We start from the raw sequence: 19,830 nt of genomic DNA on the forward strand, positions 1-19,830 counted from the left end.
TGGCACCGGGCGGGCCGAGTGACGACGATGGATGGGTCGGACACTGCGTCAAAGCACTCAAGCACCCTGTGAGGCCACACGGACAGCGGCGCACCGGACCCGGAGGTGACCATGCCCACGGACGGGGGCTCGGAGCGGATCTTCGAGCTGCAGGAGGAGATCCAGCAGCTCAAGGAAGCGGTCGTCTCCCACGCCGTCGTGGACCAGGCGATCGGGATGGTCGTGGCGCTCGGCCGGGTCTCGCCCGACCAGGGGTGGGCCGTGCTGAAGGACGTCTCCCAGCACACCAACATCAAGCTGCGCAACGTCGCGGAACTGATCCTTGTCTGGGGGCGCACCGGCATGATGCCCCGGGAGATCCGGGCCGCACTGGAAGACGCCCTCGACCGCGCCGGACCGACGCAGATCCCGGGAACACCGCCGGAGGCGTGACCCCCGGCGGCCCGCGTCGCTCATCCGGTCTCGGCCAGCAGCTCCTCACGCAGATGGGCGAAGCAGCTGCTCAGCAGCCGGGAGACGTGCATCTGCGAAATGCCGAGCTGCTCGGCGATGCGGCTCTGCGTCATGCCCTTGAAGAACCGCAGATAGAGGATGATCCGCTCGCGCTCCGGCAGCGCCTCCAGGCAGGGCCTGACGGCCACCCGGTTGACGACGGTGTCGAAGGCCGGGTCCGGCCCGCCGATCGCGTCCCCGAGGGCGTAGCCGTCCGTCCCCGGCATCTCCGCCTCCAGCGACAGCGCGGAGAAGCACTCCAGGGCCTCCATGCCGGTGCGCACCTCGCCCTCGGTGAGGTGCGCGTACTCGGCGATCTCGGCGACCGTGGGGGCGCGGCCGGGGGTGGTCTGCGACAGCTCCTTGGCGGCGTGCCGCACCCGGTTGCGCAGGTCCTGGACCCGGCGGGGCACGTGCAGCGTCCACATGTGGTCACGGAAGTGGCGCTTGATCTCGCCGGTGACCGTCGGCACGGCGTAGGCCTCGAAGGCGTTGCCGCGCGCCGGGTCGTAGTGGTCGACGGCCTTGACGAGACCGAGGGCGGCCACCTGGTACAGGTCCTCCAGGGCCTCGCCCCGGCCGCGGAATCGGACGGCGATCCGCTCGGCCATGGGCAGCCAGGCCTCGACCAGCTCGTCGCGCAGGGCCTTGCGCTCGGGCCCCTCGGACAGCCGCGTCAGACGTTCGAACGCCGCGGCGGTGTCGGGGGCGTCGTCGTGGGGGTGCGTTCTGGTGCTGCCGGCGATACGCATGATGCGCACCTCCCTGAGCAGGTGCCGAATGGACAGACACCGTGGGAAGCGCGGACTCGGACCTCACGGCAGGCACCGGGGGCCCGGGCGGCTCCCACGGACGTGCCTCCTGTCCGAAGCACTCACAGCCCATTCCCGGGCGGGAAGATTACGAAACAATTCAGACAATACGCCCACTGGCCTTTCTTGACCTCTCCCTGGATCGATTAGCTCTGCTGCAGAGCCTTCCCCGACGCGCTCGTCGGGGTCCAGTGGCTGATCAGGCGGCGCCTGCGGCGAGAGATGTCCGACCGGCGGCTGCGCGGCGCCGAGGCAGAGCTGCTGCGGCTGGTCGTGACACGGTCCGGGATCGGCATCTTCGCGCCGCCAAGGACCCGAGTCTGGGTGCGGCCAATTCGGTGTCGACCCTGGTCAACCGGCTGGCAGGGGCGGGCTGTCTGGTCCGCGAGACCGCCCCGGCCGACCGGCGGCCGCCGCGCCGCCCTCGTGCGACGCCATGTGTCCCGTCTCGACGAGCCGGACCGCCAGGCGCTGCACGCGGCCCTCCCGGCCCTGCGCAAGCTGGCCGACACCCTGCACGAGGAGCCCGGGGAGTCATGACCCGTTGATCTTCACTCGGGAAAGTGATGTGCGGCACGCCTCGGCAACCGCTTTCTCCGGCTGTTTCCGGATAACCGCTGGGCACGGCTTGATCGCCGATTAAATGGGATGAACTGCCTGGCCACAGCGCATTCCGCTCATTTGACAGTGCGCTGAGACCACAGATAGGAAGCAGCTTCCAGAGGTCGAGAGGGGCACCGTGTACGAGCCGAACGTGGTCGGGGACTGGCAGGAGTACGACGAGCATGCCGGTCTGCGGGTCCGCGTCCACCGTCTGGAACCGGCCGAGCCGCCCCGCGGCCGTGACGACGCCGCCGACGGGCTGACGTACTTCTGCCTCCGCGTGACGGTCGAGAACCGCGGCCGCCGGCACCTCGGCGTCCACCTCGAGGACGGCCAGATCGACGTACGGATCGGCCCCGACGGGGAGAGTGCCTTCCTCGACTGGCGCAACTCGCAGTTCATCGAGGGCTTCGACGTCTATCCGCTGCGCCGGGCCACCGCCGTGCTGTACGCGGCCGGCACCGAGGCGTCCCTGAGTCTCGTGGACGTCCAGGTCCAGCTGCGCGTCGAGGAGGAGTGGACCGAGCGCCGGCTGTGGTCGGGCGGCATCGGTGTCCACGACGGGCCCACGGGGACCCAGCAGGGCGCGGTGCGGGACAGCCTGGCGCACCAGGTGAGCGTCTTCCTGAGGGAGCAGGCGGAGGAAGGCACCGCCTGATTCGGCGTCAGAACATCCCCCGCGTCCCGCCGCTCAGTGCGCGATGCCGTCGATGATCTCGCGGGCGCCTTGGCGCAGCAGGGCCACGGCGACCGAGGTGCCGAGCGTGGCCGGGTCGAGCCGGCCCGCCCACTCGTGGGCGTTCAGCCGCGTCTTGCCGTCCGGGGTGAACACGCAGGCCCGCAGGGACAGTTCACCACTGCGGTCCACCCGCGCGAACCCGGCGATCGGGCTGTTGCAGTGCCCCTGCAGTACATGCAGGAACATGCGCTCGGCGGTCGTCTCCCGGTAGGTGTCCGGGTCGCCGAGGCCGCTCACCGCGTCGATGAGCTCCGCGTCGCCCTCGCGGCACTGGAGCGCCAGCACGCCCGCGCCGATGGGCGGCATCATCGCCTCGGTGGACAAAATCTCGCTGATCACGTCCTCGCGGCCGATGCGCTCCAGTCCGGACACCGCGAGCAGCAGCGCGTCGGCCTCTCCGGCGGCGAGCTTCGCCAGGCGACGGTTGGCGTTGCCGCGGAACGGCACGCACTCCAGGTGCGGGTGCGTGGCGGCCAGTTGGGCGACCCGGCGCACCGACGAGGTGCCGATCCGGGTGCCGGCCGGCAGCTCGTCCAGGGTGAGCCCGCCGGGGTGGATCAGGGCGTCCCGGATGTCGTCCCGCTTGAGGAACGCGGCGAACACGGTGCCCGCGGGAAGCGGCCGGTCGGCGGGCACGTCCTTCACGCAGTGCACCGCGAGATCGGCCTCCCCGGCCAGCAGCGCCGCGTCGACCTCCTTGGTGAACGCGCCCTTGCCCTCGACCTGGGACAGATCGCCCATCCACTTGTCGCCGGTGGTCTTCACCGGCACGACCTCGGTGCGCACTCCGGGGTGGGCGGCGGCCAACTCGGCCCGGACACGCTCCACTTGGGCGAGCGCCATGGGCGAGTCGCGGGAGACGATACGGATCAGTTCGGGGACGGACATGCGGACACGATAGACCCTCGCACGGGTGTGTCCGTGCCGTACCTCCCCCGACCGCCCGGCATCGTGCGTCAGTTCGGGACGAGCGGCTCGCTCAGCTCGACCGCGCGCAGGGCCGCGGCGAGGGCCCGCTCGTCGCCGACGTCCAGGGCGGTGTCGGTGAGCTTGATGACGTGTTCGTCACCATGGGCGAGGGCCGTTTCCAGCACCTCCTCGGCCGTGCGGTCCGGTGCGGGGACGGCGGCGACGGGCTCGGCCGGGGCGTACATGGCGGTGACCGCCGCCGACGCCGTCCACGCCGCGTGCAGGCTCGGCGCCCACAGCCCGCGCGGGAGGGAGGGGAGAGCGCGCAGTACGGCGTTGGGCGCCGTCGCCGCGTGCACGAGCATGGTCTCCTCGCCGTGCCCGTGGGTGGCGTACCGGTGGGTCGCGGCCCGGACCAGCTCGGTGAGGCGGGCCCGGGCCGTGTCCGGGTCGGTCACGTCGCCCGCCCACAGCGGCAGTCGCCGTACGGCCGTCAGCCGGTCGGTGAATCCGCCCCGGGGATCGTCGATCGGCGGCACGGCGTCCAGGGATTGCGCCGCATCCGGTGCTCCGGGCAGCGATGCGATGCCGGAGACGGGCCGGTGCCGGGCCGCCCAGTAGCCCAGGCCGTGCGCGAGTTCGGCGAGCCGCGGCGCGTTCTCCCCGGCTTCCAGGGCGCGTACGGCATGCCCGACGCGGATCACGGGATGAGTGGAGCCGCCGTACATCCCGGGCAGCAGCCGGGGCCACCACGCGGCGAGGACGTCCCGCCAGGGCTGCTCGGTGAGCGCCCGGGTGAAGTAGGCGATCCAATCGGCGGCCCGGCGCGGATCACCCAGGGCCTCCCGCCAGTCGGCGTCGGTCACGGGCGCGAGGGGCGCGGGGAACTTTTCCAGCTTGTGCCGGTACAGATCCAGCCAGCGGTGCACGGCCCCCGGCCGGCCGTGCGCGGTCAGTGCCTCCACGACCATGGGGGCGTGGTTGGTGAGTCTGCCGAGCCGCTCCGGGCCCGAGGCGTGGAGCCGTTCGAGGGCTTCTTCGAGGGTGCCGGTCGCGTCGTGGGTGTCCATGACGGGACGCTATGCGGCCGTCCGGCGCCCGTGGATCGGACGCCGGACGGAAGCCGCACCGGCCGAACGGCCTAGGCCTCGAGGCCAGGGCCCGGCGGAATCAGGCGTAGGGATCGAAGGCGATGCCGGACGGCTTGGCGGAGGCGAGGTGGTTGGCGAAGTTGGCGTCCTTCAGGCCGAAGTTGGCGCTGCCGAAGTTGTAGGACGTGAGCTTGTCGCGCACCCCGGCCGGGTAGCCGTTCCAGCCGACCAGCGCCGGGTACTGCCAGTTGCCCTTGTGGTTCTCCGGCGGCTCGTCGCCCGAGTTCGCGAGGCGGAAGCAGTGCGTGCTGACGCCGTCCTTGTGGTAGACGATCTTCGCGTGCGTGCCGTCGAAGCGGACCGCGGACGCCGCGTGCACGTCGAACGAGCCGTGGGCCGACGTCGACACGTACTTGACCTGGTTGTCCTGCACGAACACCGCGACGTGCTCGAAGTCGTGCCGGTGGCCGCCGGTACCGCTCCCGGCGACGGCCTGGTCCTTCTCGAAGTAGAGGGCGTACAGGATCGCGCACCAGCCGTTGTTGCACTTGGAGCGGGAGTAGCCGTTGGTGTTGTCGAGGTCCGAGGCGTCGCGGCAGTCGCCGTTGAGGGCGCCGGTCGGGTTGAGCCCGCCGTTGACCGTGCCGTCCGGGCCGATCGCGGGCGTGGAGTAACAGCCGTCGGTGTCGTAGTCGTAGGCGGGCTGGTACGTCTGCTCCAGCGACTCCGCGTTGGCGGGCAGCGCCCGCGGCGGCGCGGCGAAGGCCGTGGCGGGGAAGGCGAGGACGAGCACGGCGGCACCGGCGACTCCGGTGAGCCATCTCCTGCGGGGGGCGAACGGGCGTGACGACACTGCGTCCTCCTCATGTTCCGGGCGCAGCCCAACGGCTGTGGGGGAAAGGGAGGTTCAGCTTCCAGGTTGAACGCGTCCATGCCAAGAGAAGTGAGGGATCTCAGGAGTGAATCACTGCCCAACAACCGGCGTCCGGTGCCGCTTCAGACCAAGTCGTCCGGGATGTCGGCCGCCGCCTCCTCGGGCGCGAGGTCGGGCCGGAGCCGCAGCCAGGACGGCTGCCGCAGCAGGCCCTCCCGGGTGCGGGTGCTGTAGCGGACCTCGCCGACCAGCCGGGGGACGACCCAGTGCGCGCCCGGAGCGCGCGGGGCCGGGTCGAAGGGGCAGGTGTCGCTCGCGGCGGCCCGCAGCAGCCCGGCGAGTTCCGTCCGTTCGGCCTCGCTCCAGCCGGTGCCCACGCTCCCGACGTAACGCAGCCGCCCCGCGGCACGCTGCCCGACCAGCACCGCCCCCGGCAGTCCGGTGAGCCGTCCCTTGCCGGGCTGCCAGCCGCCGACCAGAACGTCCTCGGTGCGCATGTTGCGGATCTTGATCCAGGCGCGGGAGCGCGTCCCCGGTTCGTACACCGAGTCCAGCCGCTTGCAGACCAGGCCCTCCAGGCCGTGCGCGCGGGTGGCGGCCAGGGCCTCGGCGCCGTGGCCGACCAGCGCGGCCGGGGTCGACCAGGCGGGCCCGGCGAGCCCGAGGCCCTCCAGGGCCGAGCGGCGTCGCGCGTAGGGGAGCCGGAGCAGCGCATGGCCCTCCAGGTGCATCAGGTCGAAGAGCGCGAGGTGGACCGGGACCTCCGCCGCCCGCCGTGCCGCCCTGGCGGGCGCGTGGGCCAGGCCCATCCGGGACTGGAGCAACTGGAAGTTCGCACGGCCCTGTTCGTCCAGGGCCAGGATCTCCCCGTCCAGTACGGCGGGCGTGGGGCCGAGCGCGGTGCCCAGCGGCCGCAGTTCGGGATACGCGGCCGTGATGTCCTCCCCGGACCGGGCCCGCAGCAGCATGCTGCCGTCCCCGGGCAGGTAGACCACCACGCGCTGGCCGTCCTGCTTGGTCTCATAGGCCCAGCGCGCGTCCTGCGCGGCGGGCGGCAGGGTGCCGGACGTGGCGAGCATGGGCGGGATCAGCGGCAGGTCCACGGGTTGAGGTGTGGACGTACCGGGGTGCGGTCACGCGCGTTCTCCGCGTCTTTCGCCTGAACGGCGTCGATGCCGGGACCTTTGATCGGCGTGAGGAGGACGGCGTCGCCTTCGTGCTGGATGAGCGGCCCTCGGCGGACTTCCTGGAGGGGGCGCGCGAGGCCGTGGCGATCTGTCCCGCCGTCGCGATCTGGCTGGTGGAGTGAACCACTCGATTTACTTGAGTTACGCAACGAGATGGTAAAGTGGCTTCCATGTCCACACCACCGCTCCCCGACGTCCCCTCCCCGGAAGTGATCGAGATCGAGCGTGCGCTCACCCGCATCACGTACCTGAGCACGCGCGCCCGCCAGCACGAACGACTGATGGCCCTGGCGGGCGTGCCGCTCGACCGGGCCGCCGTTGCGCTGCTGCGGCAGGTCGCCGACTCCGAGCCGCTGCGGCCGGGGGAACTCGCCGCGCGGCTGGGTGTGGAGGCCTCGCACGTCACGCGCACGGTGCAGCAGTTGCAGAAGTCCGGCTACGTCACCCGCGTCCCCGACCCCGACGACCGCCGCGCCCAGCGCATCGAGCTCACCGACGCCGGCCGGCAGGGCATCGCTAAGGTCCGAGAGGCCGGCGTCCGTGGCATGCAGATGGCCCTGTCCGCCTGGTCGCCCGAGGACCTGCGGCAGCTCGCCGGCCTCTTCCACCGCATGGTCGACGACTTCCTCGCCCACGCCGTCGAGGAGGAGCCCGAGCCTCAGAGTGCCCCGGTGGGCAGTGCCTGATCTCCCGGCGCCGTGTGCTCCGGTGGGCGGGGCTGATTCCCCGGCGCCGTGTGCTCCGGTGGGCGGCGCTTGAATCCAGGCCGCCGTGGGTGGGTCTGATGACAGGTCACCGTGTGCTCGGGTGGTCGGCCTGTGCTCCCCAGGGCGCACGGCCACCGAGCGGGCGGCGTCTGTCCCCGGTCTCCCGTCCGTCCCAGTGGGCGGGCAGGTCCGCTCCCCGGTCACCGCGGCGCCTTGTGCCCCGGTGGTCGGACTGTTCCCCCAGGGGGGACGGCCGTCGAGTCGGCGGCGTCTGCCCCGGCCCCCGTCCGCCCCGGCGGGCTGGCAGGGCCTGATCCCCGGTCACCGCGGCGCCATGTGTCCAGGTAGTTGGTCGGCCTGCGATTCCCCGGGGGCCACGGCCACCGAGTCGGCGGCGCCCGCCCCGGCGGGCGGGCAGAGGCTGACCTTCGGTCACCGTGCGGCCGGGTTCCGTGGATCCGTCCGCTCCGCGACCGCGGGGCCCGGCGGCGCGGGCTCGCGCAGTCGGCACAGCAGCAGCCGGCCCAGCGCGGGGAGCGCGATCAGGGGCAGCAGCGCCGTCCGGAGGGAGGTCGCATCGGCCAGGGCGCCGATCGCGGGAGCGGCGAGGCCGCCGACGCTCACGGTCAGGCCCAGCGTGACGCCGCTCGCCGTGCCCACACGCCCCGGCAGAAAGTCCTGGCCCAGGGTGATGTGCAGCGAGAACGGCACGTACAGGCCCGCCGACGTCAGCGCGACGAACAGATACACCGGCGGCCCGGGCACCAGGACCAGACCGGCCACGGCCAGGACGGTCAGGGCGTACGACCGGCGCACCACCGCCATCCGCCCGTACCGCTCGGCCAGCCTGCCCCGGCCAGCGTGCCCACCGCACCGCCGGCGTAGAGCACGAACAGCGCCGCAGTACCGGCCGCCTCCCCGCCGCCGGTGCGCTCGCGCACGTACAGCGAGACGAACGCGCTCAGGCCGACGAACACGACCGAGCGGCACACCACCGCCCCGGACATCCGCAGGAAGGACGCCCAGTCGTCCCGGCCCTCGGCGGCGGACGCGCCGCCGACCTCGGCGCCGGACCCGGCCGAGCGCACCGCCGCCGCGCACAGGGCCGCTCCCGCCAGAGCGGGGACGACCAGCAGCGGAGTGGCGCGCAGCCCGCCCGTGGCCACCACGGCGAAGACCAGCAGAGGCGCCAGGGCGAAACCGGCATTGCCGCCGAAGGAGAACCAGCTCATCCCCGTGTGCCGGCCGCGCGCGACGGCCCGCGCCACCCGGGCGGCCTCCGGGTGGTAGGCGGCCACACCGACCCCCGACACGGCGACCACCGCCAGCGTCAGCGCATAGGAGCCGGTCACCCCGCTCAGGGCCACGCCGCCCCCGGCCGTCAGCGCGCTGAGCGGCAGCAGCCACGGCATCGCCCACCGGTCGGTGAGCACCCCGAACAGCGGCTGCACCAGCGAGGACAGCAGAGAGGCCGCCAGGACGACCCCCGAAGCGGCGGCAAAGGAGTAGGCGCGCTCGGCGACGAAGTACGGCACCAGAGCGGCCACGGCTCCCTGGTACACGTCCACGCAGGCGTGCCCCAGGGACATCAACAGGACGGGTCGGTCGCGTCTCGAAGCGGTCACCCGGCGATCGTCGTCCGCGGCGCGCCTGGCCCGCTTCCGATAATCTGCCGGACTGTGCCGAACATCCGCCACACCCCCGAGGCGCCGACCCGCGCCCAGCGCCTGACCGCCGGCGACCGCATCGACGCGCACCGGCATGACGACCACCAGATCGTCTACGCGGGCTCCGGCGTCGTCGCCGTCACCACCGACGCCGGCACCTGGTTCGCGCCCGGCACACGCGCCATCTGGGTGCCCGCCGGCACCGTGCACGCCCACCGCGCCCACGGCCGCCTCGACCTGCACCTGGTCGGCCTGCCCGCCGACGACAACCCCCTCGGCCTGGACCACCCCGCCGTCCTCGCCGTCAGCCCCCTGCTGCGCGAGCTGATCCTCGCCTACACCCGCGACCCCGGCGACGACAGCCCCGAACGCCACCGGCTGCGCGACGTCCTGCGCGACCAGCTGCGCCTCTCGCCGCAGCAGCCGCTGCGCCTGCCCACGCCCGCCGATCCGCGGCTGGCCGCCGTCTGCGCGCTCGTCCACGCCGACCCCGCCGACGCGCGCACCCTCGCCGCGCTCGGCGCCGCGACCGGGGTGGGGGAGCGCACCCTCAGCCGGCTCTTCCGCGCCGAGTTCGGCATGACGTTCCCGCAGTGGCGCACGCAGTCGCGGCTCTATCACGCCCTGCGGATGCTGGCCGACGGCCTGCCCGTCACCACCGTCGCCCATCGCTGCGGCTGGGCCTCCGCCAGCGCGTTCATCGACGTCTTCCGCCGTTCGTTCGGCTACACCCCGGGCACGCACCATCGCCGTGCCTGACCTGGTGAACCCCCCGGTCCGGCCATCCCTTTACCGCCCGGTAATATCGCGCGGCAGGCCATCAGAGGAGGAACCGTGTCCCGGTCCGAACGCTCGCCCCTGCTGCTCGCCGGCCTGCTGGCCGCCGCGGGGGTCGCCCACTTCGCCGCCCCACGCTCGTTCGACGCGACCATCCCGCGCGGCCTTCCGGGCGCGCCCAGGACCTGGACCTACGCCAGCGGTGCCGCCGAGCTGGCGCTGGCCGCGGGTCTGGCGGCGCCGCGTACCCGCAAGGCGGCCGCGCTGGCCACCGCGGCCTTCTTCGTCGGGGTGTTCCCCGCCAATGTGAAGATGGCCGCCGACTGGCGCCACCGCCCCACGCCGCAGAAGGCCGCCGCCTTCGGACGCCTGCCGCTGCAGGTGCCGCTCGTGCTGTGGGCCCGCGGCGTCGCACGGAACGCGGAGGGCCGGTCATGAGCGCGCGCGTGGAGACCGGGGACAAGGTCGAGGACTTCGAGCTGCCCGACGAGACCGGCACCGTCCGCACCCTGTCCGGGCTGCTCGCCGAGGGCCCGGTCGTGCTCTTCTTCTACCCGGCCGCCCTGACCGCCGGCTGCACCGCCCAGGCCTGCCACTTCCGCGACCTCGCCGCCGAGTTCGCCGCCGCCGGCGCACGCCCCGTCGGCATCAGCGGGGACCCCGTCGAGCGGCAGCAGGAGTTCGCCGGGCAGCACGCCCTCGGCATGCCCCTGCTGTCCGACGCCGACGGCACGGTCCGCGAGCGGTTCGGCGTGAAGCGCGGCTTCTCCCTGGCTCCCACCAAACGGACCACGTTCGTCATCGCGCAGGACCACACCGTCCTCGACGTCGTCCGCAGCGAGCTGCGGATGAACGCCCACGCCGACCGGGCGCTCGCCGCCCTGCGCGCTCACCGGAGCTGACACCGTCACGAATGCGCCGCCGCGGTTGATAGCGGGGGGCAAAGGGATGATCCTGGACGAATGGAGGACGCCTCCGCTGCTGCGATCATCGACGCCCGCGGCATCGTGACGGGGTGGAGCGACGGTGCCCGGCGGCTGACCGGCTACCCGGCCGAAGAGGCCGTGGGCCGGGCCGTACGGGAACTGCTCGCCGAGGACGTGCCGCGCGAGGCGGTGTCCGCGCGGTCGGGCACCGTCATGGTGCGGCACCGCGACGGCTATCTGGTCGGGCTCCGGGTCAGCGGGTGCGCCGTGACGGGCCCGGGCGGGGAGCCCGGCGGATTCGTGATCACCGCCGAACCGCCCGGCGGTGAGGAGACGTCCCTGGCCGGGCAGGCGTTCCAGCAGGCGTCCATGTCGATGTCCGTGTTCGACGTCGGCCAGCGGTACATGCGGCTCAACGACGCGGCCTGCCATGTCATGGGCGTGTCCGAGGAGACCCTGCTGGGCCGGCACTTCCCGGAGACCGTCGAGGAGGCCGAGCACAGCAAGGGCTTCAACTGGCATCTGCGGCACGTCGTCGAGACGGGCCGGCCGCTCCGCTACGAGAGCTACACCGGCGCCCCGGCCCTGAACCGGGAGCACGCCTGGGTCACCGAGATGTGGCCGGTCCGCGACCCCTCCGGTGAACTCCTCGGCACCGCCCTCGCCGCCTTCGACAGCACCGAGCAGTACTGGGCCCGGCAGCGGCTGGCCCTGCTGAACGAGGCCGCGGCCACCATCGGCACCACCCTGGACGTCGTGCGCACGGCCGAGGAACTGATCGAGGTCGTGGTGCCCCGCTTCGCCGACTTCGCCAGCGTGGACCTGTTCGACTGGGTGCTCGGCGCGGAGGAGTCGCCGACCGTGCCCACCGAGGAGATCGTGCTGCGCCGAGTCGCCCACGGCTCCCACACCGAAGGCACCCCGGAAGCCGCCGTCCGTCTCGGCGAAGTGGACGTCTACCCCGGCTTCTCGCCCATCGCCCGGGCGATGCGGGAGGGTCGCGCGATCCTCAGCCAGGCGGGGGAGCCGTCCTTCATGCGGTGGGTCGCCGAGCGCAACACGCGCGCCCCGCAAGGACGCCCCTACCGCAAGGGCGTCCATTCGATGATGGCGGTGCCGCTGCGGGCCCGCGGTACCACCCTCGGCGTCGCCGTGGCCGTGCGCATCAAGCAGCCGGACGACTACGCCGCCGACGACGCCGTCTTCGCCGAGGAACTCGCCAGCCGGGCCGCGGTCTGCGTCGACAACGCCCGCCGCTTCGCCCGGGAACGCACCACCGCGCTCGCCCTCCAGCACAGCCTGCTGCCGAGGGGACTGCCCGGCCAGGCCGCCGTCCAGGTGGCCCACCGCTATCTGCCCTCCGGCTCGGCGGCGGGCATCGGCGGCGACTGGTTCGACGTGATCCCCTTGTCCGGCAGCCGGGTCGCGCTGGTCGTGGGGGACGTCGTGGGACACGGCATCCCCTCCTCGGCGACCATGGGCCGGCTGGTCACGGCCGTGCGCACCCTCGCCGACGTGGACCTGCCGCCCGACGAACTCCTCACCCACCTCGACGACCTGGTCACCCATCTCGCCTCGGACGACGAGGGCGACGAGGTCGCCGAACTCGGCGCGACCTGCCTCTACGCCGTCTACGACCCCGTCACGCGCCGGCTGAACCTGGCCGCGGCCGGGCACCCCGCCCCCGCCCTGGTGCTGCCCGACGGATCCGCCCGGCTGATCCCCATGAGCGCGGGGCCCCCGCTGGGCGTCGGCGGGCTGCCGTTCGAGGCGACGGAGCTCCAACTGCCCGAGGGGTCCGTCGTCGCCCTCTACACCGACGGACTCATCGAGGACCGCGACCGCGACGTCGACCACGCCACCGACGAGCTGTGCCGCGCCCTGACCGTGCCCGCCGACTCGCTCGACGCCCTCTGCGACACCGTGCTGAAGGCCGTACTGCCCGAGGAGCCCAGCGACGACGTGGCGCTGCTGCTGGCCCGCACCCGGGCGCTGGGCGCCGACCGGGTCGCCACCTGGGACGTCACCGGGGACCCCGCGGAGGTGGCCGCCACCCGGCAGGCCGCCACCGACCAGCTCACCGCGTGGGGACTGGACGAGACGGCCTTCGTCACCGAACTGGTCGTCAGCGAACTGGTCACCAACGCCATCCGGTACGGCGCCGCGCCCATCCAGCTGCGCCTGATCCGCGACCAGACCCTCATCTGCGAGGTGTCCGACGGCAGTTCGACCTCCCCGCACCTGCGGCGGGCCCACCAGGACGACGAGGGCGGGCGCGGACTGCTGCTGGTCGCCCAGCTCACCCAGCGCTGGGGTAGCCGGCAGACCACCAGGGGCAAGACCATCTGGTGCGAGCAGCCGCTCACCCCGCTGTTCTGACCACGGCTGTTCGGGCCACACCCCGAGGTCGCGGCCGGCCCGGGTACCCCGTCAGAACTCCTCGTGCACCTCGGGGTCCCCGCCGACCCGCCGGTGCGCCCGGTCGGCGACGGCCCGTAGCTCCTCCTCGCTCAGCTGGAAGCCGAACACGTCGAGGTTCGCGCGCTGGCGCTCGGGGTTCGCCGACTTCGGGATCGGCACCGCGCCCAGCTGCGTGTGCCAGCGCAGCACCACCTGCCCGGCCGACACCCCGTGCGCCTCGGCGATCCGCGCCACGGCCGGGTCCTCCAGCAGGGGCGTGCCCCGGCCCAGCGGGCTCCAGCTCTCGGTGACGATGTTCTTGCCGGCGTGGAAGGCGCGCAGCTCGTCCTGCGGCAGGAACGGATGCAGCTCGATCTGGTTCACGGAGGGCAGGACGCCGGTCTCCTTCTCCAGCCGCTCGATGTGCCCGGCCGTGAAGTTCGAGACGCCGATCGACCGGACTAGGCCCTCCTCGCGCAGCTTGATCATGGCCTTCCAGGCGTCGACGTACCGGTCCACGCGCGGCAGCGGCCAGTGGATCAGGTACAGATCGACGTACTCCAGGCCCAGGCGGGCCCGGGACTCCTCGAACGAGGCGAGGGTCTCCTCGTAGCCGTGGTGCCGGCCCGGGAGCTTCGTCGTCACGACGATCTCCTCGCGCGGCACCACGCCGGAGGCCACCCCACGGCCCACCCCCGTCTCGTTGCGGTAGTTCGTCGCCGTGTCGATCAGGCGGTAGCCCGCCTCCAGGGCCGAGAGCACCGCCTGCTGCGCCTGGTCGTCGCCCAGCGGCCACGTGCCGAGGCCCAGGGCGGGGAGCGTCGTACCGTCGTTGAGCGTGTGCGTCGGGATGCTGATCACCGTCGGACCTTCCCGTTGACTGTTGACCGTGTCGTCCCTCCAGCGTCACGGATAGGGTGGGCGATGATCAACCGGACGGGTGCGGATGAGAACGGCGGACGGCATGGGCAGCGCCGGGAAGAAGCCGGGGACGGGATCGGGGCGTCCCACCTCGCGGGACGTGGCCCGGCTCGCCGGCGTGTCGCACACCGCGGTGTCCTTCGTGTTCAACGGCCGGGCCGACGGCAACCTCTCGCCCGCCACCCAGGAACGCATCCGGCAGGCCGCGACCCAGCTCGGCTACCGGCCCGACCCCGTCGCCCGCGGCCTGCGCCGCAGCCGTACGGCCGTGATCGGCCTGGTCACCGACGAGATCGCCTCCTCGCCGTTCGCCGGGCGGCTGCTGCGCGGCGCCATGGACACCGCCTGGGCCGGGGAGCACCTGGTCCTCACCGTCGACTCCGGCGGCGACCCGGCCAAGGAGGACGCGGCGGTCGCCGAACTCCTCGACCGGCGCGTCGACGGCATCATCTACGCGGCCATGTCCCTGCGCCGCGTCCGCGTCCCGGAGGGCCTGCACCGCACCCACTCCGTGCTGGCCAACTGCCTGCCCGAGGACGGCTCGCTGCCCGCCGTCATCCCCGCCGAGCGCGCGGGCGGCCGGACGGCGGCCCGGCTGCTGCTGGAGCAGGGACACCAACGGGTCGCGCTCGTCGGCGGGCAGGACGACATCGCCTCGGTGGAGCGGCTGCGCGGCTTCCGCGACGCGCTGCGCGCCGAGGGCATCACCGTGCCCAGGGACTGGGTCGTGCGCACCGGAGGGGAGATCTCCAGCGGGTACGAGGGCACCGTCCGCCTCCTCGACGGTGCCCCGGCCGACGCGCGGCCCACCGGGATCTTCAGCTACAACGACAGGGTCGCGGCGGGCGTCCTGCACGCCGCGACCCGGCTCGGGATCTCCGTGCCCGGCGAGTTGTCGGTGGTGGGCTACGACGACCAGGAGCACATGGCCGCCTACCTCACACCGCCCCTCACCACCGTCGCGCTGCCCCACCGGGCCATGGGCGAGGCCGCGGCGGGGCTCCTCCTCGAAGCCATCGCCACCGGCCGGACACCGCCCGCCACCGTGCGGCGCCTGGCCTGTCCGGTGATCAGCCGCGCGTCGGTGGGACCAGCGCCCATCCGGTGACGGCAGCGCCGGGTGTCACGCTCAACTCCCTTGTGTCGTCCGCACGGCGGTAGACGCGCTCGGTGAGCGTGGCCCGGTCGCCGACGAACAGTTCGTACAGCGAGCCGTCGACGAGGACGCGCACCGTGAGCTCCTCGTGCGGCGGCACCCGGACGACGACCGGGTCGGCCTTCTCGGCCTCCTTGCGGGGCCAGCCGCCCCGGTCGAGGGTGACGGTGCCCTCGTCCGGGTCCAGGGAGACCGTGAACCCGACGCCCGAGGCCGACCGCAGCAGCGTCACGGTGGTGTGGTCGCGGGCGCTGACGGTCAGGTCGTAGGCCGTCGGCAGCGCGGCCCGGCCCGGAGCGGTGACGAACGGCTCCTCGGCGTGCAGCCGGTGCAGCTCCGGGGCCGGGGCCACCCGCAGAGCCCCGTCCGGATGGACGTCGACGACACGGGGAGCGGTCAGCACACCGGCCCAGTCGTGCTCGCCCTGCTCGCGGGCTTCCCACGACCAGCCCCACATCAGGGCCCGGTCCGGCTCCTGGAGCACGGCGGGCGCGTAGAAGTCACGGCCGTGGTCGAGCCGGCCGCCCGTCCGCGCGGTGAAGCGGAGATCCGCGTCCAGCCGGCCCGTCAGGTATGCGGTGGTCCAGGGGTGGCCGTCCCACAGCGACACGACCAGCACCCACTCGCCGCCCCGGGTCGCGTACAGCTGCGGGCACTCCCAGCCGGTCGCCCGGCCACCGAACGCGGCCCGGGCGGCCGGGTCATGGCCGTCCAGGAGTACTCCCGCGAACCGCCAGTCGGTCAGGTCGTCGCAGTCGTACAGCAGCACCGACGGGGTGCCGTCGCCGTGCCCCGCGCCGACCAGCGCCCAGCGCCGTCCGTCGTGCCGGAAGACGAACGGGTCACGGAACATCACCACGTCCAGCCCCTCGGGCGGGCCCGTCACCACCGGCGTGGGCAGGGGAGTCCACTCGGCCAGCGACTCGTCGTCCGGGTCCGCCGCCCGCGCGAGGCAGATCGTGCCGAGCCCGGCGTGGTCACGGTCGACCCCGGTGTAGACGGCCGTCGGCACACCGGAGTCGTCGACCACGCACCCCGACCAGCAGCCCGCCTCGTCCGGGCCGCCCGGCGTCGGGGCGAGCGCGATCGGGTGATGCTCCCAGTGCACGAGGTCGGAGCTGGAGGCGTGCCCCCAGTGGACGTTCGCGTGCACCGGGGCGTCCGGATTGTGCTGGTAGAAGAGGTGGTGGCGGCCACGCCAGCGGAAGGGCCCGTTCGGGTCGTTCATCCAGTTGGCCGGGGGGCGGACCCGGAAGCGCGGGGCGTGCGGGTCCTGCGGGGGAGCGGTGAGGCTCAACGGTTGACTCCTGCGGACGTGATGCCCTCGCGCAGAGGGCGCTGGCCGACGACGAACACGGCGACGGCGGGAAGCATGGAGAGCACGACACCGGCGAGCACGACGGAGATCGAGCCGGTGCCGAGGTTGCCCTGGAGCGAGACCAGACCCAGCGGCAACGTGTAGTTCTGCCCCGACGTCTCGAGGATCAGCGGCCGGAAGAACTCGTTCCAGTGGTAGTTGAAGGCCAGCACCCCGACGATGGCGAGGCCGGGCGCGGCCAGCGGGGCGTACACGGACCGGAAAGTCCGCCAGGGCCCGGCGCCGTCCAGCATCGCCGCCTCGCCCAGGTCCTTGGGCATGCCCAGGAAGTACTGCCGCATCAGGAACGTGCCGAAGGCGGTCGGGAAGGCCGGGATGATCAATCCGAGCAGGGTGTCGGTCAGGCTCATCGACTTCAGCACCAGGAACACCGGCACGATGGTCACTTGCAACGGCACCATCATCGTCGCCAGGACCAGGCCGAACAGCGGCTTCTTGAAGCGGAACTCCAGCCGCGCGAAGGCGTATCCGGCAAGGCCCGCCGTGATCATCTGGCCGACCGCGATCAGACCCGTGACCAGTGTGGAGTTCAACGCCAGCAGCCAGACGTCGATCTGGTCGAACACCCCGCGGTACGCCTCGGTGGACGGGTTCGACGGGACGAGTTGCGGCGGCAGGTCGAACGCCTCGGCGGGCGTGCGCAGCGAGGTGGAGACCGTCCACACCACCGGGCCGAGGGTGAGCAGGGCGCATACGGCCAGTCCGGCGATCCGCGCCCAGGGCGCCAGCCGGTACCGCACACGGCCCGAGGACAGGGTTGCTTGGCTCATGGGAAGACTCACCCGGCTCACTGGTAGTGGACGAAACGCCGGCTGAGCCGGAACTGGAGGGCCGTGACCGCCATGATCAGCACGAACAGCAGCACACCCACCGCTGACGCCTCACCGAAGCGCAACTGCTCGAACGCCGTCTCGTAGATGACCATCACGACCGTGCGGGTGGAGTCGCCGGGCCCGCCGTTGGTGAGGACGTACGGCTGCTCGAAGACCTGGAGCGCGTTGATGATGCCGACGACCGAGGCGACCAGCAGCGTGGGTGACAGCAGCGGCAGGGTGACGGAGAGGTGCTTGCGCAGGCCGGTCGCGCCGTCCAGGGCGGCGGCCTCGTGGATCTCCTTCGGGATGTTGTTCAGGCCGCCGATGAACAGCAGGAACGAGAAGCCGAACTGCTGCCAGACGTAGACCAGGACGACGGTCGCCATCGCAGCGTTCTCCGACGTCAGCCAGGGCACCGGCGCGATCCCGACGAAGCCGAGCAGCCAGTTGACCACCCCGAAGTCCTGGTTGAACAGGTACTTCATCACCACCGAGATCGACGCGGCGGACAGCACGAGCGGGAAGAAGAACGCCGAGCGGAACACCGACCGCAGCCACACCGGCATCCGCCCGTTCAGGGTCAGCGCGAGGGCCAGCGCGATCAGCAGTTGCAGCGCCACCGCGAACACCATGAACACCAGCGTGTTGCGGAAGGACACCAGGACGGTCGAGTCGCCGAACACCGCCCCGTAGTTGGAGAGCCCGGCGTAACCCGGCGAGTCGATCACGTTCCAGTGGAAGAGGCTCAGCACCACCGATCCGACGATGGGGACGACCGTGAACACGACGATGCCGACGATCGTCGGGGTCAGGAACAGTGTGGCCAGCAGGCGGCTGCCGCGGTCGCGGGCCGAGGGGCCTTTGGGCGCCGGGGCCGGCGGGGCCTCGGGGCGTTCGGCGCGCGCCGGCGGTGTCTGGGTGTTCGTCATGCGTCACGCTCCATGGCCTTCTCCAGATCGCCCTGCATCCGGCGCAGCGCGGGACGCACCGAGCGCGGGGAGGCCAGGGCCGTACCGGTGTGCTTCAGCAGCACCTGCTCGACCTCGGCGACCTGCGGCGGTGCCGGGATCGGGCCCGTGTCGGGGAACCGGTCGAGGGTGTCGTAGAAGACCGGCCAGTGCGTCGGGCCGGTCTCCTCGTAGCGGTCGGCGGTCAGCAGGGAGCGGCGGGCCGGGGTCGTCTGGTTCGTGGCGAACAGCCGGGTCAGGGTGTCCTTCTTCGCGGCGTACTTGATGAACTCCCAGGCCTCGTCCTGCATCTTCGAGGTGCGCAGCAGCGCGTAGCCCGCCGCGCCGTACTGCATGCGCTGGGTGCGCCAGCGCGGGAAGTACTGCACGTCGAACCCGTCCCGCTCCATGCCGGCCAGGTGCAGGCCGCCCGCCCAGAAGCCGCCCGCCGGTGTGACACCGACCCGGCCGGTGGAGAACACGCCGATGAGGTTCTGGCCGTTGCCGCCCTCGGGGCGGGTGCACAGGCCGTCCTGGATGAGGGAGGCGAGGTAGTCGTAGACCTCCTCCACTCGGTCGTGGGTGGCCTGCGGCGTCGTCCAGCGGAAGCCGCCGCCGCGGCCCTTGCGCCGGTCCGCCGGATAGAAGCCGTCCCAGAGCCACTGCCCGCCGGGCGCCTTGGACTCGCTGAGCAGGTTGGTCTCGTTGGCGAACAGCCAGGGGACCACACCGCCCCAGAGCCGGTTGGTCCAGAAGTAGGGCGTGAAGCGGGAGCCGCTGGACTTCTTCATGTCCCGCAGCAGTGTGGTGAAGTCGTCGCGGGTCCAGTCGGCCGGCGGGAAGTCCGCCCCCGCCCGGCGCAGCACCTGCCGGTTGAAGTACATGTCGGCCGCGTTGAACTCCACGGGCAGCTGGTAGAGGCTGCCCTCGTACATCATCGACTCCACCAGCGACGGGTGGACGTCGGCGAAGTACTCCTTCAGCTCGGCCGCGTCCCGCCGTACCCACTTGTCCAGGGCCACGCCGAGGCGCTGCGCGAACAGCTGCACGCCCTCGGTGGCGACGTAGACGAGGTCGGGGGCGGTGCCCGCCGCGACCTGGGTGAGGATCTTCGCGAAGAAGTCCGACCAGTCGACGGCCTGTACCGCGTTGATGCGGAGCTTGATGTCGGGGTGCAGCTCGCGGAAGCCCTCCTGGAGCGTGCGGATGGCCTCCGGCCCGTAGGCGGGGCCCAGCGTGGCGACGACTAGGGAGCCGTCGTTCCGGCCGGGGATGTCGGCTCCGGTGAGCCGGTCCCAGCTCGCGGCGGTACCGGCCAGCGCGGCGGCCCCCGCGCCGTAGGCGCCATACCGCATGAGGGCGCGGCGGGTGAGGTGCGAGTCGGTCATCGTTGTGGGCCTAACTCGTGTTAGACGAGGGGTGATGCCCA

General features: G+C 72.6%; 19 protein-coding genes and 2 pseudogenes. 10 read left to right on the plus strand and 11 right to left on the minus strand.

What is annotated here, in order from left to right; translation table 11 throughout:
• Window positions 1-111 precede the first annotated feature (111 nt).
• A complete protein-coding gene (locus ACZ6I3_RS15460) occupies window positions 112-432 on the plus strand; it encodes an ANTAR domain-containing protein (RefSeq protein ID WP_469414930.1) in 321 nt (106 codons plus the stop codon).
• A gap of 20 nt (window positions 433-452) precedes the next feature.
• On the opposite strand, the gene ACZ6I3_RS15465 is transcribed toward ACZ6I3_RS15460, so the two are convergent.
• Window positions 453-1,244 carry an RNA polymerase sigma factor SigF gene (locus ACZ6I3_RS15465; RefSeq protein ID WP_469414932.1) on the minus strand — a complete coding sequence of 264 codons (792 nt, stop codon included), beginning with the start codon at window positions 1,242-1,244 and terminating at the stop codon, window positions 453-455.
• A gap of 255 nt (window positions 1,245-1,499) precedes the next feature.
• On the opposite strand from ACZ6I3_RS15465, the pseudogene ACZ6I3_RS15470 reads away from it, so the two are divergent.
• Together ACZ6I3_RS15470 and ACZ6I3_RS15475 are read left to right on the plus strand one after the other, a co-directional pair.
• A pseudogene (locus tag ACZ6I3_RS15470) lies at window positions 1,500-1,844 on the plus strand (MarR family transcriptional regulator).
• Between the two features lie 199 nt (window positions 1,845-2,043).
• Complete coding sequence (locus ACZ6I3_RS15475) at window positions 2,044-2,565, plus strand: hypothetical protein (protein ID WP_469414934.1); 522 nt, start codon at window positions 2,044-2,046, stop codon at window positions 2,563-2,565.
• A gap of 33 nt (window positions 2,566-2,598) precedes the next feature.
• Here ACZ6I3_RS15475 and hemC read toward each other — a convergent pair whose 3' ends face one another.
• The 4 genes from hemC to ligD form a co-directional block, all read right to left on the minus strand.
• The gene (gene hemC, locus ACZ6I3_RS15480) at window positions 2,599-3,534 is read right to left on the minus strand and encodes a hydroxymethylbilane synthase (protein WP_469414935.1); all 936 of its coding nucleotides are present in this window, start codon (window positions 3,532-3,534) and stop codon (window positions 2,599-2,601) included.
• A 68-nt stretch (window positions 3,535-3,602) separates the two neighbouring features.
• Window positions 3,603-4,625 carry a questin oxidase family protein gene (locus ACZ6I3_RS15485; RefSeq protein ID WP_469414937.1) on the minus strand — a complete coding sequence of 341 codons (1,023 nt, stop codon included), beginning with the start codon at window positions 4,623-4,625 and terminating at the stop codon, window positions 3,603-3,605.
• 100 nt (window positions 4,626-4,725) lie between these two features.
• Entirely contained in the window at window positions 4,726-5,499 is a 774-nt protein-coding gene (locus tag ACZ6I3_RS15490) for an NPP1 family protein (protein WP_469414938.1), read from the minus strand.
• 143 nt (window positions 5,500-5,642) lie between these two features.
• The gene (gene ligD, locus ACZ6I3_RS15495; RefSeq protein ID WP_469414940.1) at window positions 5,643-6,623 is read right to left on the minus strand and encodes a non-homologous end-joining DNA ligase; all 981 of its coding nucleotides are present in this window, start codon (window positions 6,621-6,623) and stop codon (window positions 5,643-5,645) included.
• 8 nt (window positions 6,624-6,631) lie between these two features.
• Between ligD and ACZ6I3_RS15500 the strand changes: the two genes are divergently transcribed.
• Both ACZ6I3_RS15500 and ACZ6I3_RS15505 read left to right on the plus strand, forming a co-directional pair.
• Window positions 6,632-6,829: a ferredoxin gene (locus ACZ6I3_RS15500; protein ID WP_469414941.1), complete on the plus strand. Its 198-nt coding sequence runs from the start codon at window positions 6,632-6,634 to the stop codon at window positions 6,827-6,829.
• Window positions 6,830-6,877: 48 nt separating this feature from the next.
• Window positions 6,878-7,393 (plus strand): MarR family winged helix-turn-helix transcriptional regulator, encoded by a 516-nt coding sequence (locus tag ACZ6I3_RS15505; RefSeq protein ID WP_469414942.1) that lies wholly within the window; start codon window positions 6,878-6,880, stop codon window positions 7,391-7,393.
• 453 nt (window positions 7,394-7,846) lie between these two features.
• Here the strand turns inward: ACZ6I3_RS15505 and ACZ6I3_RS15510 are convergent.
• Window positions 7,847-9,003: pseudogene (locus ACZ6I3_RS15510) on the minus strand (MFS transporter).
• Between the two features lie 90 nt (window positions 9,004-9,093).
• Here ACZ6I3_RS15510 and ACZ6I3_RS15515 point away from each other — a divergent pair.
• The 4 genes from ACZ6I3_RS15515 to ACZ6I3_RS15530 all read left to right on the plus strand — a co-directional run bounded on the left by ACZ6I3_RS15515 (window position 9,094) and on the right by ACZ6I3_RS15530 (window position 13,163).
• Window positions 9,094-9,840: an AraC family transcriptional regulator gene (locus ACZ6I3_RS15515; RefSeq protein ID WP_469414944.1), complete on the plus strand. Its 747-nt coding sequence runs from the start codon at window positions 9,094-9,096 to the stop codon at window positions 9,838-9,840.
• A gap of 75 nt (window positions 9,841-9,915) precedes the next feature.
• Window positions 9,916-10,296, plus strand: a complete 381-nt coding sequence (locus ACZ6I3_RS15520; RefSeq protein ID WP_469414946.1) for a DoxX family protein — start codon at window positions 9,916-9,918, stop codon at window positions 10,294-10,296.
• The gene (locus ACZ6I3_RS15525) at window positions 10,293-10,760 is read left to right on the plus strand and encodes a peroxiredoxin (protein WP_469414948.1); all 468 of its coding nucleotides are present in this window, start codon (window positions 10,293-10,295) and stop codon (window positions 10,758-10,760) included. Before ACZ6I3_RS15520 ends, ACZ6I3_RS15525 begins: the two co-directional genes overlap by 4 nt.
• A 60-nt stretch (window positions 10,761-10,820) precedes the next feature.
• Window positions 10,821-13,163 carry an ATP-binding SpoIIE family protein phosphatase gene (locus ACZ6I3_RS15530; RefSeq protein WP_469414949.1) on the plus strand — a complete coding sequence of 781 codons (2,343 nt, stop codon included), beginning with the start codon at window positions 10,821-10,823 and terminating at the stop codon, window positions 13,161-13,163.
• Between the two features lie 51 nt (window positions 13,164-13,214).
• Here ACZ6I3_RS15530 and ACZ6I3_RS15535 read toward each other — a convergent pair whose 3' ends face one another.
• The gene (locus ACZ6I3_RS15535) at window positions 13,215-14,045 is read right to left on the minus strand and encodes an aldo/keto reductase (RefSeq protein WP_469414950.1); all 831 of its coding nucleotides are present in this window, start codon (window positions 14,043-14,045) and stop codon (window positions 13,215-13,217) included.
• 103 nt (window positions 14,046-14,148) lie between these two features.
• Between ACZ6I3_RS15535 and ACZ6I3_RS15540 the strand changes: the two genes are divergently transcribed.
• The gene (locus ACZ6I3_RS15540) at window positions 14,149-15,213 is read left to right on the plus strand and encodes a LacI family DNA-binding transcriptional regulator (protein WP_469415036.1); all 1,065 of its coding nucleotides are present in this window, start codon (window positions 14,149-14,151) and stop codon (window positions 15,211-15,213) included.
• Here the strand turns inward: ACZ6I3_RS15540 and ACZ6I3_RS15545 are convergent.
• Genes ACZ6I3_RS15545 through ACZ6I3_RS15560 form a run of 4 tightly spaced genes read right to left on the minus strand, consistent with a single transcriptional unit; the run spans window position 15,176 to window position 19,789 of the window.
• A complete protein-coding gene (locus ACZ6I3_RS15545; RefSeq protein ID WP_469414952.1) occupies window positions 15,176-16,558 on the minus strand; it encodes a glycoside hydrolase family 32 protein in 1,383 nt (460 codons plus the stop codon). The genes ACZ6I3_RS15540 and ACZ6I3_RS15545 overlap by 38 nt on opposite strands.
• Window positions 16,555-17,409 carry a carbohydrate ABC transporter permease gene (locus ACZ6I3_RS15550; RefSeq protein ID WP_215123989.1) on the minus strand — a complete coding sequence of 285 codons (855 nt, stop codon included), beginning with the start codon at window positions 17,407-17,409 and terminating at the stop codon, window positions 16,555-16,557. Before ACZ6I3_RS15550 ends, ACZ6I3_RS15545 begins: the two co-directional genes overlap by 4 nt.
• 17 nt (window positions 17,410-17,426) lie before the next feature.
• A complete protein-coding gene (locus tag ACZ6I3_RS15555; RefSeq protein ID WP_469414954.1) occupies window positions 17,427-18,383 on the minus strand; it encodes a carbohydrate ABC transporter permease in 957 nt (318 codons plus the stop codon).
• Window positions 18,380-19,789 (minus strand): extracellular solute-binding protein, encoded by a 1,410-nt coding sequence (locus tag ACZ6I3_RS15560; protein ID WP_469414955.1) that lies wholly within the window; start codon window positions 19,787-19,789, stop codon window positions 18,380-18,382. Before ACZ6I3_RS15560 ends, ACZ6I3_RS15555 begins: the two co-directional genes overlap by 4 nt.
• Between the last annotated feature and the right edge of the window lie 41 nt (window positions 19,790-19,830).

The sequence above is a fragment of the Streptomyces sp. NPDC041940 genome, assembly GCF_055589465.1.